The organism is Streptomyces cahuitamycinicus (assembly GCF_002891435.1).
Taxonomy (GTDB): domain Bacteria; phylum Actinomycetota; class Actinomycetes; order Streptomycetales; family Streptomycetaceae; genus Streptomyces; species Streptomyces cahuitamycinicus.
Genome location: NZ_POUC01000183.1, coordinates 1 through 15016, shown reverse-complemented (window position 1 = coordinate 15016; position 15016 = coordinate 1). Strand labels below are relative to the sequence as shown.

Below are 15016 nucleotides of genomic sequence, written 5' to 3'. Positions count from 1 at the left end.
CCGCCACCCTCCGATGGTCCTCCGACAAAGGCTGGGTCGACCGGCCCACGGCCGAGCCCCCCGAGGCCGCCTCGATGCCGACACTCGCCCAGCTGACCACGGCGGAGCAGCGGTGGGCCGACCGCGAGGAGGACATCACCACCGTCGGCGGCGATTCCTTCGAGGTCGGACAGGTCTTCGCGCGGCGCTGGGTGGAGCGCCTCGGAGACCAGGGCCACCTGCAGAAACTGTCCGGTATGTACCCGCGCATCCCGCACCGCGTCGACGGGGAGCTGCTGCGTTACGCCGCCCGGTTCGGCCTGCTCGCCCACAAGGACGACCAGATCGACGAGCGGGACCGGTACGCCATCCGGGCCGGGTTCTGGCGGGAGATCAGCGTGCGCACGGGCGTGGAGCACCCACCCCTCGACGACTGAGGATCCCTCGGTTCTTCGCCGGCGGAATTCCCGGTACGGACCGACCCGAGGGCGGGCCCGGGGCGCCGACCCCGTAGTCTCGTCCCTTGTGAGTAAGCGCGCGGCACAGGCATTTCGGCACGATGGTGACGTCGTGTGCGCGGTGCGCGGGCTGACCAAGACCTATCCGGCGGTCCGAGGCCGGCGCGGCACGCCCGGAACCCCCGAGGTCCGGGCCACCGACGACGTGACGCTCGACATCCGCCGCGGCGAGATCTTCGGCCTGCTCGGGCCGAACGGCGCCGGCAAGTCCACCCTCGTACGGCAGCTCACCGGGTTGATGCGGCCCGACCGCGGCGGCGTGGAGATCCTCGGGCACGACATCGTGCGCCACCCCGAGCGGGCCGCTCGGATCCTCGCCTACCTCGGGCAGGAGTCGACCGCCCTCGACGAGCTGACCGTGTCGCTCGCCGCCGAGACCACCGGGCGGCTGCGCGGCATGGACGTACGACGGGCACGGGCCGAGCGGGACGCCGTCCTGGACGAACTGGGGCTCGCGCCGCTCGCCGGGCGGCCGCTGAAGAAGCTCTCCGGGGGCCAGCGGCGCCTGGCGTGCTTCGCCGCGGCCCTGGTGGGGGAGCGGCCGCTGCTCGTGCTCGACGAGCCGACCACCGGCATGGACCCGGTGGCACGGCGGGCCGTGTGGTCCGCCGTGGACCGGCGCCGGGCCGAGCGTGGGACGACCGTGCTGCTCGTCACCCACAACGTCATCGAGGCCGAGACGGTGCTGGACCGGGTGGCCGTCCTCGACCGGGGGCGGGTGATCGCCTGCGACACCCCCGTCGGGCTCAAGGAGCGCGTCGCCGGTGAGGTGCGCGTCGACCTGGTGTGGCGGGAGGCGGCTCCGCTGCACGTGCCCGAGGTGGCCGCGCTGAAGGACCGCGTCGTGGAGTCGGGCCGCCGCTGGACGCTCCGGCTCGGGCCCGAGGAGGCGCGTGCGGTCGTGGCGACCGTCACCGGCGGGGCCGCCTTCGCCGCCCTGGACGACTTCACCCTGACCACGCCGAGCCTGGAGGACGTGTACCTCGCCCTCGGCGGTGCCGTCCAGCAGGGGCTGGTGAAGGTGTGAGCACGAGGGCGCCGGGCGCGCGGGCCGTGAGCACACCGGCCGCCGCATACGTACCGAACAGGCGACTGCCGCAGTGGACCCCAGCGAAGGGAAGCAGCGCGACGTGAGTGTCGTACCCGCCGAAGTCCTGCCGGGCAGTGCCCTGGCCGTGGAGGAGCCCGCCGCGTGCGCGGCCGAGCTCGGACCTCGGGCGCGGCTGTGGCCGTCGCTGGCGGCCGTGTACCGGGCCCAGCTGTCCCGGGCGAGGGTGGCGCGGATCCCGCTGCTGTTCGTGGCGACCTTCCAGTCGGTCGGGATCATGATCCTGATGCGCGGGGTCGTGGACGACGGGGCGGAGGCGCAGGCCGTCGTCGCCGGGTCGTCGGTCCTCGTCGTGGCCTTCGTCGCGCTGAACCTGCTCGCGCAGTACTTCGGGCAGCTGCGGGCCAGCGGCGGGCTCGACCACTACGCCACGCTGCCGGTGCCGCCGGCGGCCGTGGTGCTGGGCGCGGCGGGCGCGTACGCGTCGTTCACCGTGCCCGGGACCGTCGTGACCGCGGTGTTCGGCTGTGTGCTGTTCGGACTGCCGATGGCCCATCTGTGGATCCTCATGGCGGTGATCCCGCTGGCGGGCGCCGCGCTGGCCGGGCTCGGTGCGGCGCTGGGGCTGCTCGCGCCCCGGCCGGAACTGGCCACGCTGCTCGGGCAGCTGGGCATGTCGGCGGCGCTGCTGCTGGGCGTGCTGCCGGCGGACCGGATGCCTCAGGCCGTGCGCTTCACGCGGGACCTGCTGCCGTCGACGTACGGCGTTGAGGCCTTCGCGCGGACGTTCGGACCGCACCCCGACTGGGCCTTCGTGCTCGGTGACCTCGCCGTGTGCGGCGTCGTGGGCGTCGTCTCGCTGGCCGTGGCGACCTGGGCCTACCGCCGGGCGGCCGTTCGGTGAGTGAGGAGGGGTCGTCCGGTGACGCGGCACACAGGCGGGCCTGGCACGATGGCAGGGTGACCGCACCACTGACTCCGCCACCGCCGCCGCATGAACACTCCGCACAGGGTTCATGGCAGCCGCCGGCCGCCGGGCCCGCGGCGCCCGGGTCCCAGCACGCCGAGTACGCCGGGCACGGCTGGTACGGACAGGACGGCCCCGGGATGAAGACGGAACTGCGGGAGGCCGCCGTGATCGCGGTGGCCGTGGCGCTCAGCGGGCTGCTGCTCGGAGTGCTGTGGTGGTGGCTCGCGCCGCACGTGCCGCTCGTCGGCGACGTGGTGGAGAAGAACTGGGTGGTCTACCTCAAGGACACCGAGGGGGAGCAGGGCATCGGGGTGGACGGCACCTTCACGCTCCTCGGGCTGGCCTTCGGGGCCGTCAGCGCGCTGGTCGTCTTCCTGCTGCGGCGGCGCGGAGGTGTGCCGCTGGTGGTGGGGCTGGCCCTCGGAGGGCTGCTCGGCTCGCTGCTCGCCTGGCGGGTCGGGGTGTGGCTCGGGCCTGCCGAGGACGTGATCGCGCACGCTCGGGCCGTCGGGCGGGGCGTGACCTTCGACGCCCCCCTGAAGCTGGGCGCCAAGGGGGCGTTGCTGGCCTGGCCGCTCGCCGCGCTGGTCCTGCACCTCGGGCTCATGGCGTTGTTCGGGCCCCGGGATCCGGAACCGGAATTCGCGGCCGGGCCGTACCAGGAGCCGTCCGCGGCTAACGGCCGATAGGCGCCAGAACCGCCCCGGTCAGCTGCCGCGGGTCCTCCGGGGCGAGCTCCACCCGTGCCAGGAGCCGTCTGCGGCTAGCGGCCGATAGGCGCCAGAACCGCCCCGGTCAACCGCCGCAGGTCCTCCGGGGTGAGCTCCACCTCCAGGCCCCTCCTGCCCGCCGACACGCAGATCGTCGCGTGCGCCGCGGCGGATGCGTCGAGGACCGTCGGCAGCTTCCTGCGCTGGCCCAGGGGCGAGATGCCGCCCCGGACGTAGCCCGTCGTGCGCTCCGCCAGGGCCGGGTCGGCCATCGCCGCGCGCTTGCCGCCCACGGCCGCCGCAAGGGCCTTCAGGTCCAGCCGGCCCGCCACCGGGACCACCGCGACCGTCAGGATGCCGTCGACGTCAGCGACCAGGGTCTTGAACACGCGGTCCGGACAGACGCCCATGGCCTCGGCCGCCTCCTCGCCGTAGGAGGAGTGCGCGGGGTCGTGGTCGTAGGAGTGGACCGTGTACGCCGTGCCCGCCGCCGTGAGGGCCACCGTCGCGGGGGTGCCGCCTGGCTGCTGCTTCTTCGACTTCTTCGCCATGCCGATCCGCTCAGTTCAGACTCATCGGGCCGCGCGTCAGCTCCGACGCGGGCAACGACGGCAGACTACGGATGATCGCCGTCTCCGAGCGAAGGAGTTTTCAGCTCGTCGCGCAGGCGGGACGCCGTGTCCGGGGCCTGGAGCAGACGCTGCTTGGCCGGGGTGTCCAGCATCATCGCGGCCGCGACGAGGTACGACACCACGCCCGGCTCGTCCGGCAGTTCGGCCCCCGTCGCCAGGGACCGCTCCCGCGCCCCGGCCAGCCGCTTCTGGTACTGGCGGAAGGACCGCAGCACCCCTTCGGCCAACGGCGCGGCCTCGTCGCCCGGTTCCTCCTCCAGCGGCTCCAGCTCGGCCGTCAGGAAGGGCCCGGACGCCTCGACCGACAGCAGCTTCACCCGGGTCGTGCCGGTCGCCAGCACCTCGAAGGAGCCGTCGGTGCGCTCCCGGATCGTCGCCGCGTCCGCGATACAGCCCACCTTGTGGAACGCCTTGACCGGGTCCGTGCCGAAGCCGGCCGCCGGTCCCCGCTCGGGCAGGGCCGTCGGGTCGGGCATGCCGGGCGCGGTCGAGGCCACCTCGTGGCCGTCGCGGATCGCCACGACGGCGAACCGGCGCGGTTCGTCCTCGGACGTCTTCAGCAACTCGCGCATCATGGCGCGATACCGCTCCTCGAAGACGTTGAGCGGGAGCACGAGCCCCGGGAACAGCACCGAGTTCAGGGGGAAGAGGGGGAGCCGGACGGTGGTCACGACGCAAAAGCCTAATGGTCGCCGGGACGGACTGGCCCGCCCCGTTCACTCCGTGGATGCCAGGAGGGGTTCACGGCCGCCCCGACCTGGATGTCCTCGCGCACCCGAAGGAAGTGCCCGAGGGGGTCGTCCGACACCCGCTCCCAGGGGAAAGAGGTGGCGTACGGGCCGTTCAGGCGCAGCTGCTCGGTGGCGTCCTGCCAGCGCTCCAGGCGCACCAGGACGAAGATCAGCAGGTTGCGCATCCGGGCCGGCCAGGGGTCGGCCGCCGGCAGCCGCGGGGAGAGCGCGATCGCCCGGTCGGCCGCCGTGTCCAGCCGCTCGCGGGGGATCTCGGGCCCGCAGCCGTCGGTGAGATAGCCGAAGGCCGCCCGCAGCGGCAGGGCCTGGACGAGCGCGCCGGCGGGAGCGTCCTGGGCGGCCCGGTCGGCGAAGTCGAAGCACTCGCGGTGCGAGCCGTGCCAGTAGGTGGCCAGGTAGCGCAGGGCCGCCACATGGCACCCGTAGTGGTGCGGGGCACGGCGGACGGCCGCCGCCCACAGTTCCTCGAAGTAGGTGTGCCCGGCCTGTGCGCCCCGGGCGTGGTCGAGCGCGAGTCGCCACGGCACCGGGTCCCGCTGGTCGCCCCTGGCCGCGGCCGTGATCAGCGGGCTCACCTCGCGCAGCAGCTCGGCCCGGGCCGGTGACTGCCAGGCGCGGTCCACCGCCAGCTGGGCCCCGACCAGGAGCGCGTCGGGGTCCTGCGGGGCGGTGGCGAGCCAGGCGTCCAGCCATTCGGGCCGCGAGCGTGCGAAGGCGGCCAGCCGGGTGACGTACCGGTCGCGCCGCTCCCACTCGGCTGCCGCGCGCGTGGCCAGGAGCAGCGCGGCGGCCGGGCCGTGGTCGCCCCGGGCGGCGGCGACCAGGGCCGGACTCAGCCGGGCGTCGGGTGCGTCGAGCAGCACCTCGTCGTCGGTGCGCGGCTCGCCGACGAGGTGGGGGGCGGGCCTTGCCATCCGGCTCGCGCGGATGAACGGGAGCTGCATTGCCATGGTGCCGACCATTGAAGGTCGGCTGGTCGTGACGGCGCCAGACTGTTCATGGAACCTACGGAAAGTTGTACATCCGATGGTCAAGAGAGCGTAAAACCATGACGGTTCCATAACTGTGACCACACCAGCACCATCAGTTTCGCCGCAGCAGCCGCGTCGCGCCCGCCGCCACCGTCGTCGCCAGGACCCAGCCCAGCAGGATCATCGCCGCCGCCAGCCACTGCCAGCCCCCGCGCAACTGCCAGAAGCCCACCTGGCCCAGGTCGATGACCGGCAGCAGCAGGTCGAGGGTGAAGAGCGTGGGGTTCCACTCCGGGTGCTCGCCCCGCTTCATCGGCGGATGCCCGGCCCGAGCGAACGCCAGGGACCCCGCCGCCCACAGCACCGCCATCCACACCGCGGCCCGGCCCGGCCGGTATCCGTAGGCGACCGTCCAGTCCTGCGCGTACCCCCAGAGCTTGGCCGCCATCGGCAGGCTCTCGCGATGCCGGCGCTGCTTGGCGAGCAGCACCTCCCGGGCGTCCTCGTCCTCGCCGCCGGCCCGCAGTACGGCCGCGAGCCGCTCGTACGGCTCCGGGTTGTACTCGGCGGTCGCCGCGGCCACCCAGTCCAGCCGCTCGGCCAGCGGGAACGGCCCGCGCGGCACGAGGTTCTCGTAGGCGAAGCCGCCCATGTGCAGCCGCCCGGGGCCCGGCCAGGCGTCCGCCCGGTCCATCAGGTTGACGACCCTCGCCCCGGACAGCACCACCCGGCCGCGCGCCGGCTGCTCCCCGAGGAACCGCAGCTCCGGCGTCTGCACCCGGCGCAGCGACAGCTCCTGGTCGTCCGTGAGGGTGAACCGGGCCTGCTCGAAGTCGACGGCGTCGCCGAACCGGCCGTCGTCCAGCCGGATCCCGCCCTCGCACGCGAAGCGCTGGATCCGCGTCCCCCGCGCCGGGGTCATCCCGCTCATCGCCTGGGCGCCGACCCCCGCCGGTGTCAGATACAGGCTGCGCTCGACGGTCAGCTGCGGGGCGTTCAGCGCGAGCCGCTCGAAGGGATGGGACAGACGCGCCCCGCGCAGGCTCAGGGAGACGCCGATGGTGGCGGCGCGCAGGCTCAGCTCGCCGTGCGACTCCAGCAGCTCGGCCTGTAGGTCCTGGCCGACGGTCAGGCCGTCCGCCGCGATCGACCGGCCGCTGTGGTCCCGGTGCGCGATCGCCTGGTTGAGCATCAGGTCCGTGCCGATCTGCGCGTCCGTGAGCCGGATGCCGTGGTGGAAGCGGCAGCGCGGCAGATGGAGATCACCCTCCGTTTGCACCCGGGCCGCCTCCAGCCGCGGCACGGAGCAGTCCACCATCCGCAGGGTGGTGAAGCGGGCCTCCGGCAGCAGTACGTCCTGCTCGAACCGGCACCGGCGCATCTCGACGTAGGGCACGACGGTGCCGCCCGCGAGGTCCAGCGAGCCGCTGACCCGCACGCCGATCAGCTTCAGCGACGACACGCGGCCGGCCAGGGCGGGCGGGCCGTCGAGGAGCAGCCAGCACACGACCCGGGCCCGGACGGTCCGCTCCTCGCCCCACGGACGGCCGCCGTGCGGATCGTCCTCCAGGGCGTCGCCGCTGCTCAGGTCGTACACGGTGCCGTTGCGGAAGGCCTGCCACATGCCGGTCTCGGTCGCGGTCAGGTCGTCGGGCGGATCCCCGGCACGGACGCCGGCCCCCTCGGTCACAGCTTTTCCATCCTCCCCGGGTACTCGCGGGTCACTTACCTCGTACACCTGTTCATGCCCACTGTGTGACGCGCCGAACACGCAAAGTGAAGGAGATCCTCCGCGTTCCCGCGGGTTTCTGTATCAGCCATTGATACGCGCGAACGGCGCCTCACCCGGGTCTGAGAGAATTGGGCACGTGATCTCCCGAATCGATCTGCGCGGCGATGCCCTTGTCGACGGCCCCGCCCTGCGTGACCTGCTGCCCCGAGCCGACTTCGACGTAGCGGCCGCCCTGGAGAAGGTGCGTCCGATCTGCGAGGACGTGCATCATCGGGGCGACGCGGCGCTGATCGACGCCGCCGAGCGGTTCGACGGGGTCCGGCTCGACCAGGTCCGGGTGCCGGCCGCAGCGCTCACGCGCGCGCTGGAGGAGCTCGACCCGGCCGTACGCGCCGCCCTGGAGGAGTCCATCCGCCGCGCCCGGATCGTCCACCGCGAGCAGCGCCGCGAGACGCGCACCACCCAGGTCGTGCCCGGCGGCAGCGTCACCGAGAAGTGGGTGCCGGTCGATCGCGTCGGGCTCTACGCGCCCGGAGGCCGGTCCGTGTACCCGTCGTCCGTGATCATGAACGTGGTGCCCGCGCAGGAGGCCGGCGTCGGATCCGTCGCGCTCGCCTCACCCGCCCAGGCCGGCTTCGGCGGCCTGCCGCACCCGACGATCCTCGCCGCCTGCGCGCTGCTCGGCGTCGACGAGGTGTACGCCGCCGGCGGCGCCACGGCCGTCGCGATGTTCGCCTACGGTACCGAGTCCTGCGCCCCCGCGAACATGGTCACCGGCCCCGGCAACATCTGGGTCGCCGCAGCCAAGCGCTACTTCACCGGCAGGATCGGCATCGACGCCGAGGCCGGGCCGACCGAGATCGCGGTCCTCGCCGACGACACGGCCGACCCGGTGCACGTCGCCTCCGACCTGATCAGCCAGGCCGAGCACGACCCGCTGGCCGCCGCCGTCCTCGTCACCGACTCCGTCGAGCTCGCCGACGCTGTCGAGAAGGAACTGGAGCCGCAGGTCGCGGCCACCAGGCACGTCGACGACCGGATCGTCCCGGCCCTGTCCGGCAGGCAGTCCGCGATCGTGCTGGTCGACGGTGTCGACGAGGGCCTCAAGGTGGTCGACGCGTACGGCGCCGAGCACCTGGAGATCCAGACGGCCGACGCCGCCGCCGTCGCCGACCGGGTCCGCAACGCCGGCGCGATCTTCATCGGCCCCTGGGCCCCGGTCTCCCTCGGCGACTACGCGGCCGGCTCCAACCACGTCCTGCCCACCGGCGGCTGCGCCTGCCACTCCTCGGGCCTGTCCGTCCAGTCCTTCCTGCGCGGCATCCACATCGTCGACTACACGCGGGACGCGCTGGCGGACGTCGCGCACCACGTGGTCACGCTGGCCGAGGCGGAGGACCTGCCGGCCCACGGCGCGGCGATCAAGGCGAGGTTCGACTGGAAGGTTCCCCAGGGCAAGTGAACGACGTACGCATCGACGATCTCCCCGTACGGGACGAGCTGCGCGGCAAGTCCCCCTACGGCGCGCCCCAGCTGGACGTCCCCGTACGGCTGAACACCAACGAGAACCCCTACCCACTGCCCGAGCCGCTGGTCGAACGGATCGCCGAGCGGGTGCGCGAGGCGGCCCGCAACCTCAACCGCTACCCGGACCGGGACGCGGTCGATCTGCGCACTCAGCTCGCGAAGTACCTCACCGACACCTCCGGCCATGAAGTCGGCGTGGCCGACGTCTGGGCGGCCAACGGCTCCAACGAGGTCATCCAGCAACTGCTGCAGACCTTCGGCGGACCGGGCCGCACGGCCATCGGCTTCGAGCCGTCGTACTCGATGCACGGCCTCATCTCGCGCGGCACGGGCACCGGCTGGATCTCCGGCCCCCGCAACGAGGACTTCACCATCGACCTCGCCGCCGCCCGGAAGGTCATCGCCGAGAACCAGCCGGACGTCGTCTTCATCACGACCCCCAACAACCCCACCGGCACCGCCGTCCCGCCCGAGACGGTCCTCGCGCTGTACGAGGCCGCGCAGGCGGCGAAGCCCTCGATGGTGGTGATCGACGAGGCGTACATCGAGTTCAGCCACGGCGACTCCCTGCTGCCGCTGCTGGCGGGCCGCCCGAACCTCGTCGTCTCCCGCACGATGTCGAAGGCCTTCGGCGCGGCGGGCCTGCGCCTGGGCTACCTCGCGGCGCACCCCGCCGTCGTCGACGCCGTCCAGCTGGTCCGGCTGCCCTACCACCTGTCGGCCGTGACCCAGGCGACCGCCCTGGCCGCGCTGGAGCACACCGACACGCTGTTGGGCTATGTCGAACAGCTCAAGACCGAACGGGACCGCCTGGTCACCGAACTGCTGGCGATCGGCTACGAGGTGACCGCGTCGGACGCGAACTTCGTGCAGTTCGGCCGGTTCGAGGACTCCCACGAGGCCTGGCGGAAGATCCTCGACCGGGGCGTCCTGGTCCGGGACAACGGCGTGCCCGGCCGGCTCCGGGTCACCGCCGGAACCCCCGAAGAGAACGACGCGTTCCTCGACGCGGTACGTGCACTGAAGAAGGAGCAGAGTTCATGAGCCGCACCGGACGCGTGGAGCGGACGACCAAGGAGACCTCGGTCCTCGTCGAGATCGACCTCGACGGCACCGGCAAGACGGAGATCTCCACCGGCGTCGGCTTCTACGACCACATGCTCGACCAGCTCGGCCGGCACGGTCTGTTCGACCTCACCGTGAAGACCGAGGGCGATCTGCACATCGACTCGCACCACACCATCGAGGACACCGCCCTCGCCCTGGGCGCCGCCTTCAAGCAGGCCCTCGGCGACAAGGTGGGCATCTACCGCTTCGGCAACTGCACGGTCCCCCTGGACGAGTCCCTCGCCCAGGTCACCGTCGACTTGTCCGGCCGCCCCTACCTCGTGCACACCGAGCCCGAGAAGATGGCGCCGATGATCGGCGAGTACGACACCACCATGACCCGGCACATCCTGGAATCCTTCGTGGCCCAGGCGCAGATCGCCCTGCACGTGCACGTGCCCTACGGACGCAACGCGCACCACATCGTGGAGTGTCAGTTCAAGGCGCTCGCCCGGGCCCTGCGGTACGCGTCCGAGCGCGACCCGCGCGCGGCCGGCATCCTCCCGTCCACGAAGGGCGCCCTGTGAACGGCACGTCGACCCTGCTGATCGTCGTCGGTCTCTTCCTCGCCGGCGGGATCTACTCCTTCATCAAGCAGAAGATGCCCAAGGGCCTGATCGTGCTGCTGTCGATCGGCGCCGCGATGTGCCTGGCGGCCGGAGTCGTGAGGCTGGAGGTGTGGAATTGAGCGCCCCTCGGAAGAACGTGGTGGTCTTCGACTACGGCTTCGGCAACGTCCGTTCCGCCGAGCGCGCCCTCGCCCGCGCCGGGGCCGACGTCGAGATCACGCGCGACTACGACAAGGCCATGAACGCCGACGGCCTGCTCGTGCCCGGCGTCGGTGCCTTCGCCTCCTGCATGGCGGGCCTGCGCGAGGCGCGCGGCGACTGGATCGTCGACCGCCGGCTGTCCGGCGGCCGCCCGGTCATGGGCATCTGCGTCGGCATGCAGATCCTCTTCGCGCGCGGCATCGAGCACGGCGTGGAGAGCGAGGGCCTCGACGAGTGGCCCGGCTCGGTCGAGCCGCTCCAGGCCCAGGTCGTGCCCCACATGGGCTGGAACACCGTCGAGGCGGCGCCCGGTTCGCGGCTGTTCGCAGGCCTAGACGCGGACGCCCGCTTCTACTTCGTGCACTCCTACGCCGTGCACGACTGGTCGCTGGAGACGCTCAACCCGGCGATCGAGGCCCCCAAGGTCACCTGGTCCACCCACGGCAAGCCGTTCGTCGCGGCCGTCGAGAACGGCGCCCTGTGGGCCACGCAGTTCCACCCCGAGAAGTCCGGCGACGCCGGAGCCCAGCTCCTCACCAACTGGATCGGAACACTGTGAGCAAGCTCGAACTCCTCCCCGCCGTGGACGTCCGGGACGGCCAGGCCGTCCGCCTGGTGCACGGCGAGTCCGGCTCGGAGACCTCCTACGGCTCCCCGCTGGAGGCCGCCCTCGCCTGGCAGCGCTCCGGCGCCGAGTGGCTGCACCTGGTCGACCTGGACGCCGCGTTCGGCACCGGGAACAACCGCGAGCTCATCGCCGAGGTCGCGAACGCGATGGACATCAAGGTGGAGCTGTCCGGCGGCATCCGCGACGACGACACCCTCGCTGCCGCCCTCGCCACCGGTTGCAAGCGCGTCAACCTGGGCACGGCCGCCCTGGAGACCCCGGAGTGGGTCGCCAAGGTCATCGCCGAGCACGGCGACAAGATCGCGGTCGGTCTCGACGTCCGCGGCACGACCCTGCGCGGCCGCGGCTGGACCCGCGACGGCGGCGACCTCTACGAGACGCTGGAGCGCCTCGACAAGGAGGGCTGCGCCCGGTACGTCGTCACCGACATCGCCAAGGACGGCACCCTCCAGGGGCCGAACCTGGAACTGCTGCGCAACGTCTGCGCCGCCACCGACCGCCCGGTCGTGGCCTCCGGCGGGGTTTCCTCGCTCGACGACCTGCGAGCCATCGCCGGCCTCGTCCCGCTCGGTGTCGAGGGCGCCATCGTCGGGAAAGCGCTGTACGCGAAGGCATTCACCCTGGAAGAGGCCTTGGAGGCTGTGTCGTCATGACCGTAACGCGTGTGCAGAGCGGAAGTCCCTGGGAAGAATCCTTCGGTTTTGCACGCGCCGTAGCGGCGGGCGACCGTGTGCTGGTAGCGGGCACGACCGCCTTCAAGGGCGACGTCCTCTACGGCGAGGGCGACCCGTACGAGCAGACCAAGGTGGCCTTCACCACCGCCCTGGAGGCGATCGGCGAGTTCGGGCTCACCCCCGAGTCCGTGATCCGCACCCGTGTGTGCCTGGCACACGCCCGGGACGTCGACGCGGTGGGCCGGGCCCACAAGGAACTGTTCGACACCGTACGCCCGGTCACGACCCTGCTGATCGTGCAGGGCTTCATGGACTCCCGGGTCCTGGTGTCGGTGGAAGTGGAAGCATTCAGAGGGACACCCTCAGAGGAACACTAGAGGAGCACGATTCATGACCCTGGCGGTCCGAGTCATCCCCTGCCTGGACGTGGACAACGGCCGGGTCGTCAAGGGCGTCAACTTCCAGAACCTGCGCGACGCGGGCGACCCCGTCGAGATGGCCAAGGTGTACGACGCCGAGGGCGCCGACGAGCTGACGTTCCTGGACATCACCGCCTCGTCGGGCAACCGCGAGACCACGTACGACGTCGTGCGCCGCACGGCCGAGCAGGTGTTCATCCCGCTCACCGTCGGCGGCGGCGTCCGTACCCCCGAGGACGTGGACAAGCTGCTGCGGGCGGGCGCGGACAAGGTCGGCGTCAACACCGCCGCCATCGCCCGCCCCGACCTGATCCGCGAGATCGCCGAGCGCTTCGGCCGCCAGGTCCTCGTCCTGTCGGTGGACGCCCGCCGCACCGGGTCGGGCTCCTTCGAGGTGACCACCCACGGAGGCCGCGAAGGCACCGGCATCGACGCCGTCGAATGGGCGCACCGGGCCGCGGAACTCGGCGCGGGCGAGATCCTGCTCAACTCGATGGACGCGGACGGCACCAAGGACGGCTACGACCTGGAGATGATCCGGGCGGTCCGGGGGCACGTCACGGTCCCGGTCATCGCCTCGGGCGGCGCCGGCCGGCTCACCGACTTCCCCCCGGCCGTCGAGGCCGGCGCGGACGCGGTGCTGGCCGCGTCGGTGTTCCACTTCGGCGACCTGCGCATCGGCCAGGTCAAGGAGACGCTGCGGGGGGCGGGTCACCCGGTGCGGTGACACCCCCGTCCGCCGGGAGCCCCGGCCGCGCGCCGCGGCCGGGGCTTTCCCACGCCCTCAGATGCCAAGCTGCTTCGACTCCTGGAGCTTCGCGATCGCGTTCTCGTCGCCGTCCAGGCCGACCTTGGCCGCGCTCTGCCGGCCGTAGGAGAACAGGACCAGTTCGGACGGCTCGCCGGTCACGGTGACCACCGGGGCGCCGCGGTGCGCGACCGCCGTCTGGCCGTCGGGGCGGCGCAGGACCAGGCCCGTCGGGACGCCGCGGCCCATCAGCCGGGCGGTGCGCTCCAGACGGGACCACAGGGCGTCCTGGAAGACCGGGTCGAGATCGCGCGGCGACCAGTCGGGCTGGGCGCGGCGCACGTCCTCGGTGTGGACGTAGAACTCGATGATGTTCGACGCCTCGTCGACCGGCTTCAGGGAGAAGGGGGAGAAACGCGGAGGGCCCGTACGGATCAGCTGGATCAGCTCCTCGTACGGCTTGTCGGTGTACTCCGCCATCACCTTGTCCAGGCGCGCCGCGAGCTGCTTGATCAGCATCCCGCCGGCGGCGTCCGGACGGCGTTCGCGCACCACCACGTGCGCGGCCAGGTCCCGGGTGGTCCAGCCCTCGCACAGGGTGGGCGCGTCAGGGCCCGCGGTCTCCAACAAATCGGCGAGGAGGAGTCGTTCACGCTTGGCATGGGTCGACATGCGGCCCAGCCTACGGCCGGCGCCCCGGTCCGCCCAGTGGACACTCCACCGGGCCCGTCAGTGGCGCGCGGCACAATGGTCGTCATGACCAGCACGCCCGCCCGTCGCCCGGCCACCGCCCCCCACGCAGGCGCTTCGCGCCACAGTGCCCCATCCGGTCGCCTCGCCCCGGAGATCGCCGCGCGCCTCAAGCGCAGCCCCGACGGCCTCCTGCCCGCCATCGCCCAGCAGTACGACACCGGCGAGGTGCTCATGCTCGGCTGGATGGACGACGAGGCGCTGCATCGCACCCTGACCACCGGCCGCTGCACCTACTGGTCGCGCAGCCGCCGCGAGTACTGGGTCAAGGGCGACACCTCCGGCCACGTCCAGTGGGTGAAGTCCGTCGCCCTGGACTGCGACGCCGACACCGTGCTCGTCAAGGTCGACCAGGTCGGCGCCGCCTGCCACACCGGCGCGCGCACCTGCTTCGACGAGGACGTCCTCCTCAAGGACGGCGGTCCCGACGGCTCCGCCACGGATCAGTAAGGTCAGCCGCCATGGACCTCGAGACCTTCCGCAAGCTCGCCACCGACCGGCGGGTCGTCCCCGTCACCCGCAAGCTCCTCGCCGACGGCGACACCCCGGTCGCGCTCTACCGCAAGCTCGCCGCCGAACGCCCCGGCACCTTCCTGCTGGAGTCCGCGGAAAACGGCCGCTCCTGGTCCCGGTACTCCTTCGTCGGCGTGCGGTCCGCCGCCACGCTGACCGCACGCGACGGGCAGGCCCACTGGCGCGGCGCCCCACCCGTCGGCGTCCCCACGGACGGCGACCCCCTCGCCGCCCTGCGCGCCACCATCGAGGCCCTGCACACACCGCACCAGGAGGGCATGCCGCCCTTCACCGGCGGCATGGTCGGCTACCTCGGCTACGACATCGTCCGCCGCCTGGAGAAGATCGGCCCCGGCGAGCGCGACGACCTGAAGCTGCCCGAGCTGACCATGCTCCTCACCAGCGACCTGGCCGTCATGGACCACTGGGAGGGCTCGGTCCTGCTGATCGCCAACGCGATCAACCACAACGACCTGGACACCGGCGTCGACGAGGCCCACGCCGACGCCGTGGCCCGCCTCGACGCCATGGAGGCCGACCTGTCCCGCCCGGTCGCCCAGCCCCCGGC

The 15016-nt window shown here is 72.4% G+C and carries 17 protein-coding genes and 2 pseudogenes; 14 read left to right on the top strand and 5 right to left on the bottom strand.

Annotated elements, in window-relative coordinates:
- From C1J00_RS23490 to C1J00_RS23475, 4 genes and pseudogenes are all read left to right on the top strand, one after another.
- A pseudogene (locus C1J00_RS23490) lies at positions 1-416 on the top strand (NYN domain-containing protein); the annotation flags it as partial.
- A gap of 133 nt (positions 417-549) precedes the next feature.
- Positions 550-1524, top strand: a complete 975-nt coding sequence (locus tag C1J00_RS23485; protein WP_102911037.1) for an ABC transporter ATP-binding protein — start codon at positions 550-552, stop codon at positions 1522-1524.
- Positions 1525-1627: 103 nt separating this feature from the next.
- Positions 1628-2449 (top strand): ABC transporter permease, encoded by an 822-nt coding sequence (locus tag C1J00_RS23480; RefSeq protein ID WP_180989662.1) that lies wholly within the window; start codon positions 1628-1630, stop codon positions 2447-2449.
- 56 nt (positions 2450-2505) lie between these two features.
- The gene (locus C1J00_RS23475; protein ID WP_102911035.1) at positions 2506-3204 is read left to right on the top strand and encodes an AAA family ATPase; all 699 of its coding nucleotides are present in this window, start codon (positions 2506-2508) and stop codon (positions 3202-3204) included.
- Between the two features lie 74 nt (positions 3205-3278).
- Here the strand turns inward: C1J00_RS23475 and ybaK are convergent, their stop codons facing one another.
- From ybaK to C1J00_RS23455, 4 genes and pseudogenes are all read right to left on the bottom strand, one after another.
- Positions 3279-3776 carry a Cys-tRNA(Pro) deacylase gene (gene ybaK, locus C1J00_RS23470; protein ID WP_102911034.1) on the bottom strand — a complete coding sequence of 166 codons (498 nt, stop codon included), beginning with the start codon at positions 3774-3776 and terminating at the stop codon, positions 3279-3281.
- Between the two features lie 10 nt (positions 3777-3786).
- Positions 3787-4528 (bottom strand): annotated as a pseudogene (locus tag C1J00_RS23465) (LON peptidase substrate-binding domain-containing protein).
- An 11-nt stretch (positions 4529-4539) separates the two neighbouring features.
- The gene (locus C1J00_RS23460) at positions 4540-5571 is read right to left on the bottom strand and encodes a hypothetical protein (RefSeq protein ID WP_102911033.1); all 1032 of its coding nucleotides are present in this window, start codon (positions 5569-5571) and stop codon (positions 4540-4542) included.
- Positions 5572-5692: 121 nt separating this feature from the next.
- Positions 5693-7270: an oxidoreductase gene (locus C1J00_RS23455; protein WP_102911032.1), complete on the bottom strand. Its 1578-nt coding sequence runs from the start codon at positions 7268-7270 to the stop codon at positions 5693-5695.
- 178 nt (positions 7271-7448) lie between these two features.
- Here C1J00_RS23455 and hisD point away from each other — a divergent pair, with 178 nt between their 5' ends.
- The 8 genes from hisD to hisF are packed head-to-tail and all read left to right on the top strand — an operon-like array spanning position 7449 to position 13164.
- Positions 7449-8774, top strand: coding sequence for a histidinol dehydrogenase (gene hisD / locus C1J00_RS23450; protein ID WP_102911031.1), 1326 nt, complete (start codon positions 7449-7451; stop codon positions 8772-8774).
- Positions 8771-9883 (top strand): histidinol-phosphate transaminase, encoded by a 1113-nt coding sequence (locus C1J00_RS23445; RefSeq protein WP_102911030.1) that lies wholly within the window; start codon positions 8771-8773, stop codon positions 9881-9883. The genes hisD and C1J00_RS23445 overlap by 4 nt, the downstream gene beginning before the upstream one ends.
- The gene (gene hisB, locus C1J00_RS23440) at positions 9880-10473 is read left to right on the top strand and encodes an imidazoleglycerol-phosphate dehydratase HisB (RefSeq protein WP_003989586.1); all 594 of its coding nucleotides are present in this window, start codon (positions 9880-9882) and stop codon (positions 10471-10473) included. Before C1J00_RS23445 ends, hisB begins: the two co-directional genes overlap by 4 nt.
- On the top strand, positions 10470-10634 hold the full coding sequence (locus C1J00_RS45410) for a CG2302 family histidine operon protein (protein ID WP_180989661.1): 165 nt from the start codon (positions 10470-10472) through the stop codon (positions 10632-10634). The genes hisB and C1J00_RS45410 overlap by 4 nt, the downstream gene beginning before the upstream one ends.
- Positions 10631-11275, top strand: coding sequence for an imidazole glycerol phosphate synthase subunit HisH (hisH, locus tag C1J00_RS23435; protein ID WP_439333432.1), 645 nt, complete (start codon positions 10631-10633; stop codon positions 11273-11275). The genes C1J00_RS45410 and hisH overlap by 4 nt, the downstream gene beginning before the upstream one ends.
- Positions 11272-11997: a bifunctional 1-(5-phosphoribosyl)-5-((5-phosphoribosylamino)methylideneamino)imidazole-4-carboxamide isomerase/phosphoribosylanthranilate isomerase PriA gene (gene priA / locus C1J00_RS23430; protein ID WP_102911028.1), complete on the top strand. Its 726-nt coding sequence runs from the start codon at positions 11272-11274 to the stop codon at positions 11995-11997. Before hisH ends, priA begins: the two co-directional genes overlap by 4 nt.
- Positions 11994-12395 (top strand): RidA family protein, encoded by a 402-nt coding sequence (locus tag C1J00_RS23425; RefSeq protein WP_102911027.1) that lies wholly within the window; start codon positions 11994-11996, stop codon positions 12393-12395. Before priA ends, C1J00_RS23425 begins: the two co-directional genes overlap by 4 nt.
- A 13-nt stretch (positions 12396-12408) precedes the next feature.
- Positions 12409-13164 carry an imidazole glycerol phosphate synthase subunit HisF gene (gene hisF, locus C1J00_RS23420; protein ID WP_102911026.1) on the top strand — a complete coding sequence of 252 codons (756 nt, stop codon included), beginning with the start codon at positions 12409-12411 and terminating at the stop codon, positions 13162-13164.
- 57 nt (positions 13165-13221) lie between these two features.
- On the opposite strand, the gene C1J00_RS23415 is transcribed toward hisF, so the two are convergent.
- Positions 13222-13857 (bottom strand): TIGR03085 family metal-binding protein, encoded by a 636-nt coding sequence (locus C1J00_RS23415; RefSeq protein ID WP_102911025.1) that lies wholly within the window; start codon positions 13855-13857, stop codon positions 13222-13224.
- Positions 13858-13941: 84 nt separating this feature from the next.
- Here C1J00_RS23415 and hisI point away from each other — a divergent pair, with 84 nt between their 5' ends.
- Positions 13942-14385 (top strand): phosphoribosyl-AMP cyclohydrolase, encoded by a 444-nt coding sequence (hisI, locus tag C1J00_RS23410; protein WP_180989660.1) that lies wholly within the window; start codon positions 13942-13944, stop codon positions 14383-14385.
- Positions 14386-14396: 11 nt separating this feature from the next.
- Positions 14397-15016, top strand: a 620-nt coding sequence (locus C1J00_RS23405) for a chorismate-binding protein (RefSeq protein WP_500691483.1), incomplete at its 3' end; no start/stop codon positions are given.

Coding starts and splice junctions, on each gene's coding strand:
- hisF (WP_102911026.1), top strand. CDS start 12,409: ATGACCCTGGCGGTCCGAGTCATCCCCTGCCTGGACGTGGACAACGGC.
- C1J00_RS23460 (WP_102911033.1), bottom strand. CDS start 5,571: ATGGTCGGCACCATGGCAATGCAGCTCCCGTTCATCCGCGCGAGCCGG.
- C1J00_RS23415 (WP_102911025.1), bottom strand. CDS start 13,857: ATGTCGACCCATGCCAAGCGTGAACGACTCCTCCTCGCCGATTTGTTG.
- ybaK (WP_102911034.1), bottom strand. CDS start 3,776: ATGGCGAAGAAGTCGAAGAAGCAGCAGCCAGGCGGCACCCCCGCGACG.
- hisI (WP_180989660.1), top strand. CDS start 13,942: ATGACCAGCACGCCCGCCCGTCGCCCGGCCACCGCCCCCCACGCAGGC.
- C1J00_RS23425 (WP_102911027.1), top strand. CDS start 11,994: ATGACCGTAACGCGTGTGCAGAGCGGAAGTCCCTGGGAAGAATCCTTC.
- hisB (WP_003989586.1), top strand. CDS start 9,880: ATGAGCCGCACCGGACGCGTGGAGCGGACGACCAAGGAGACCTCGGTC.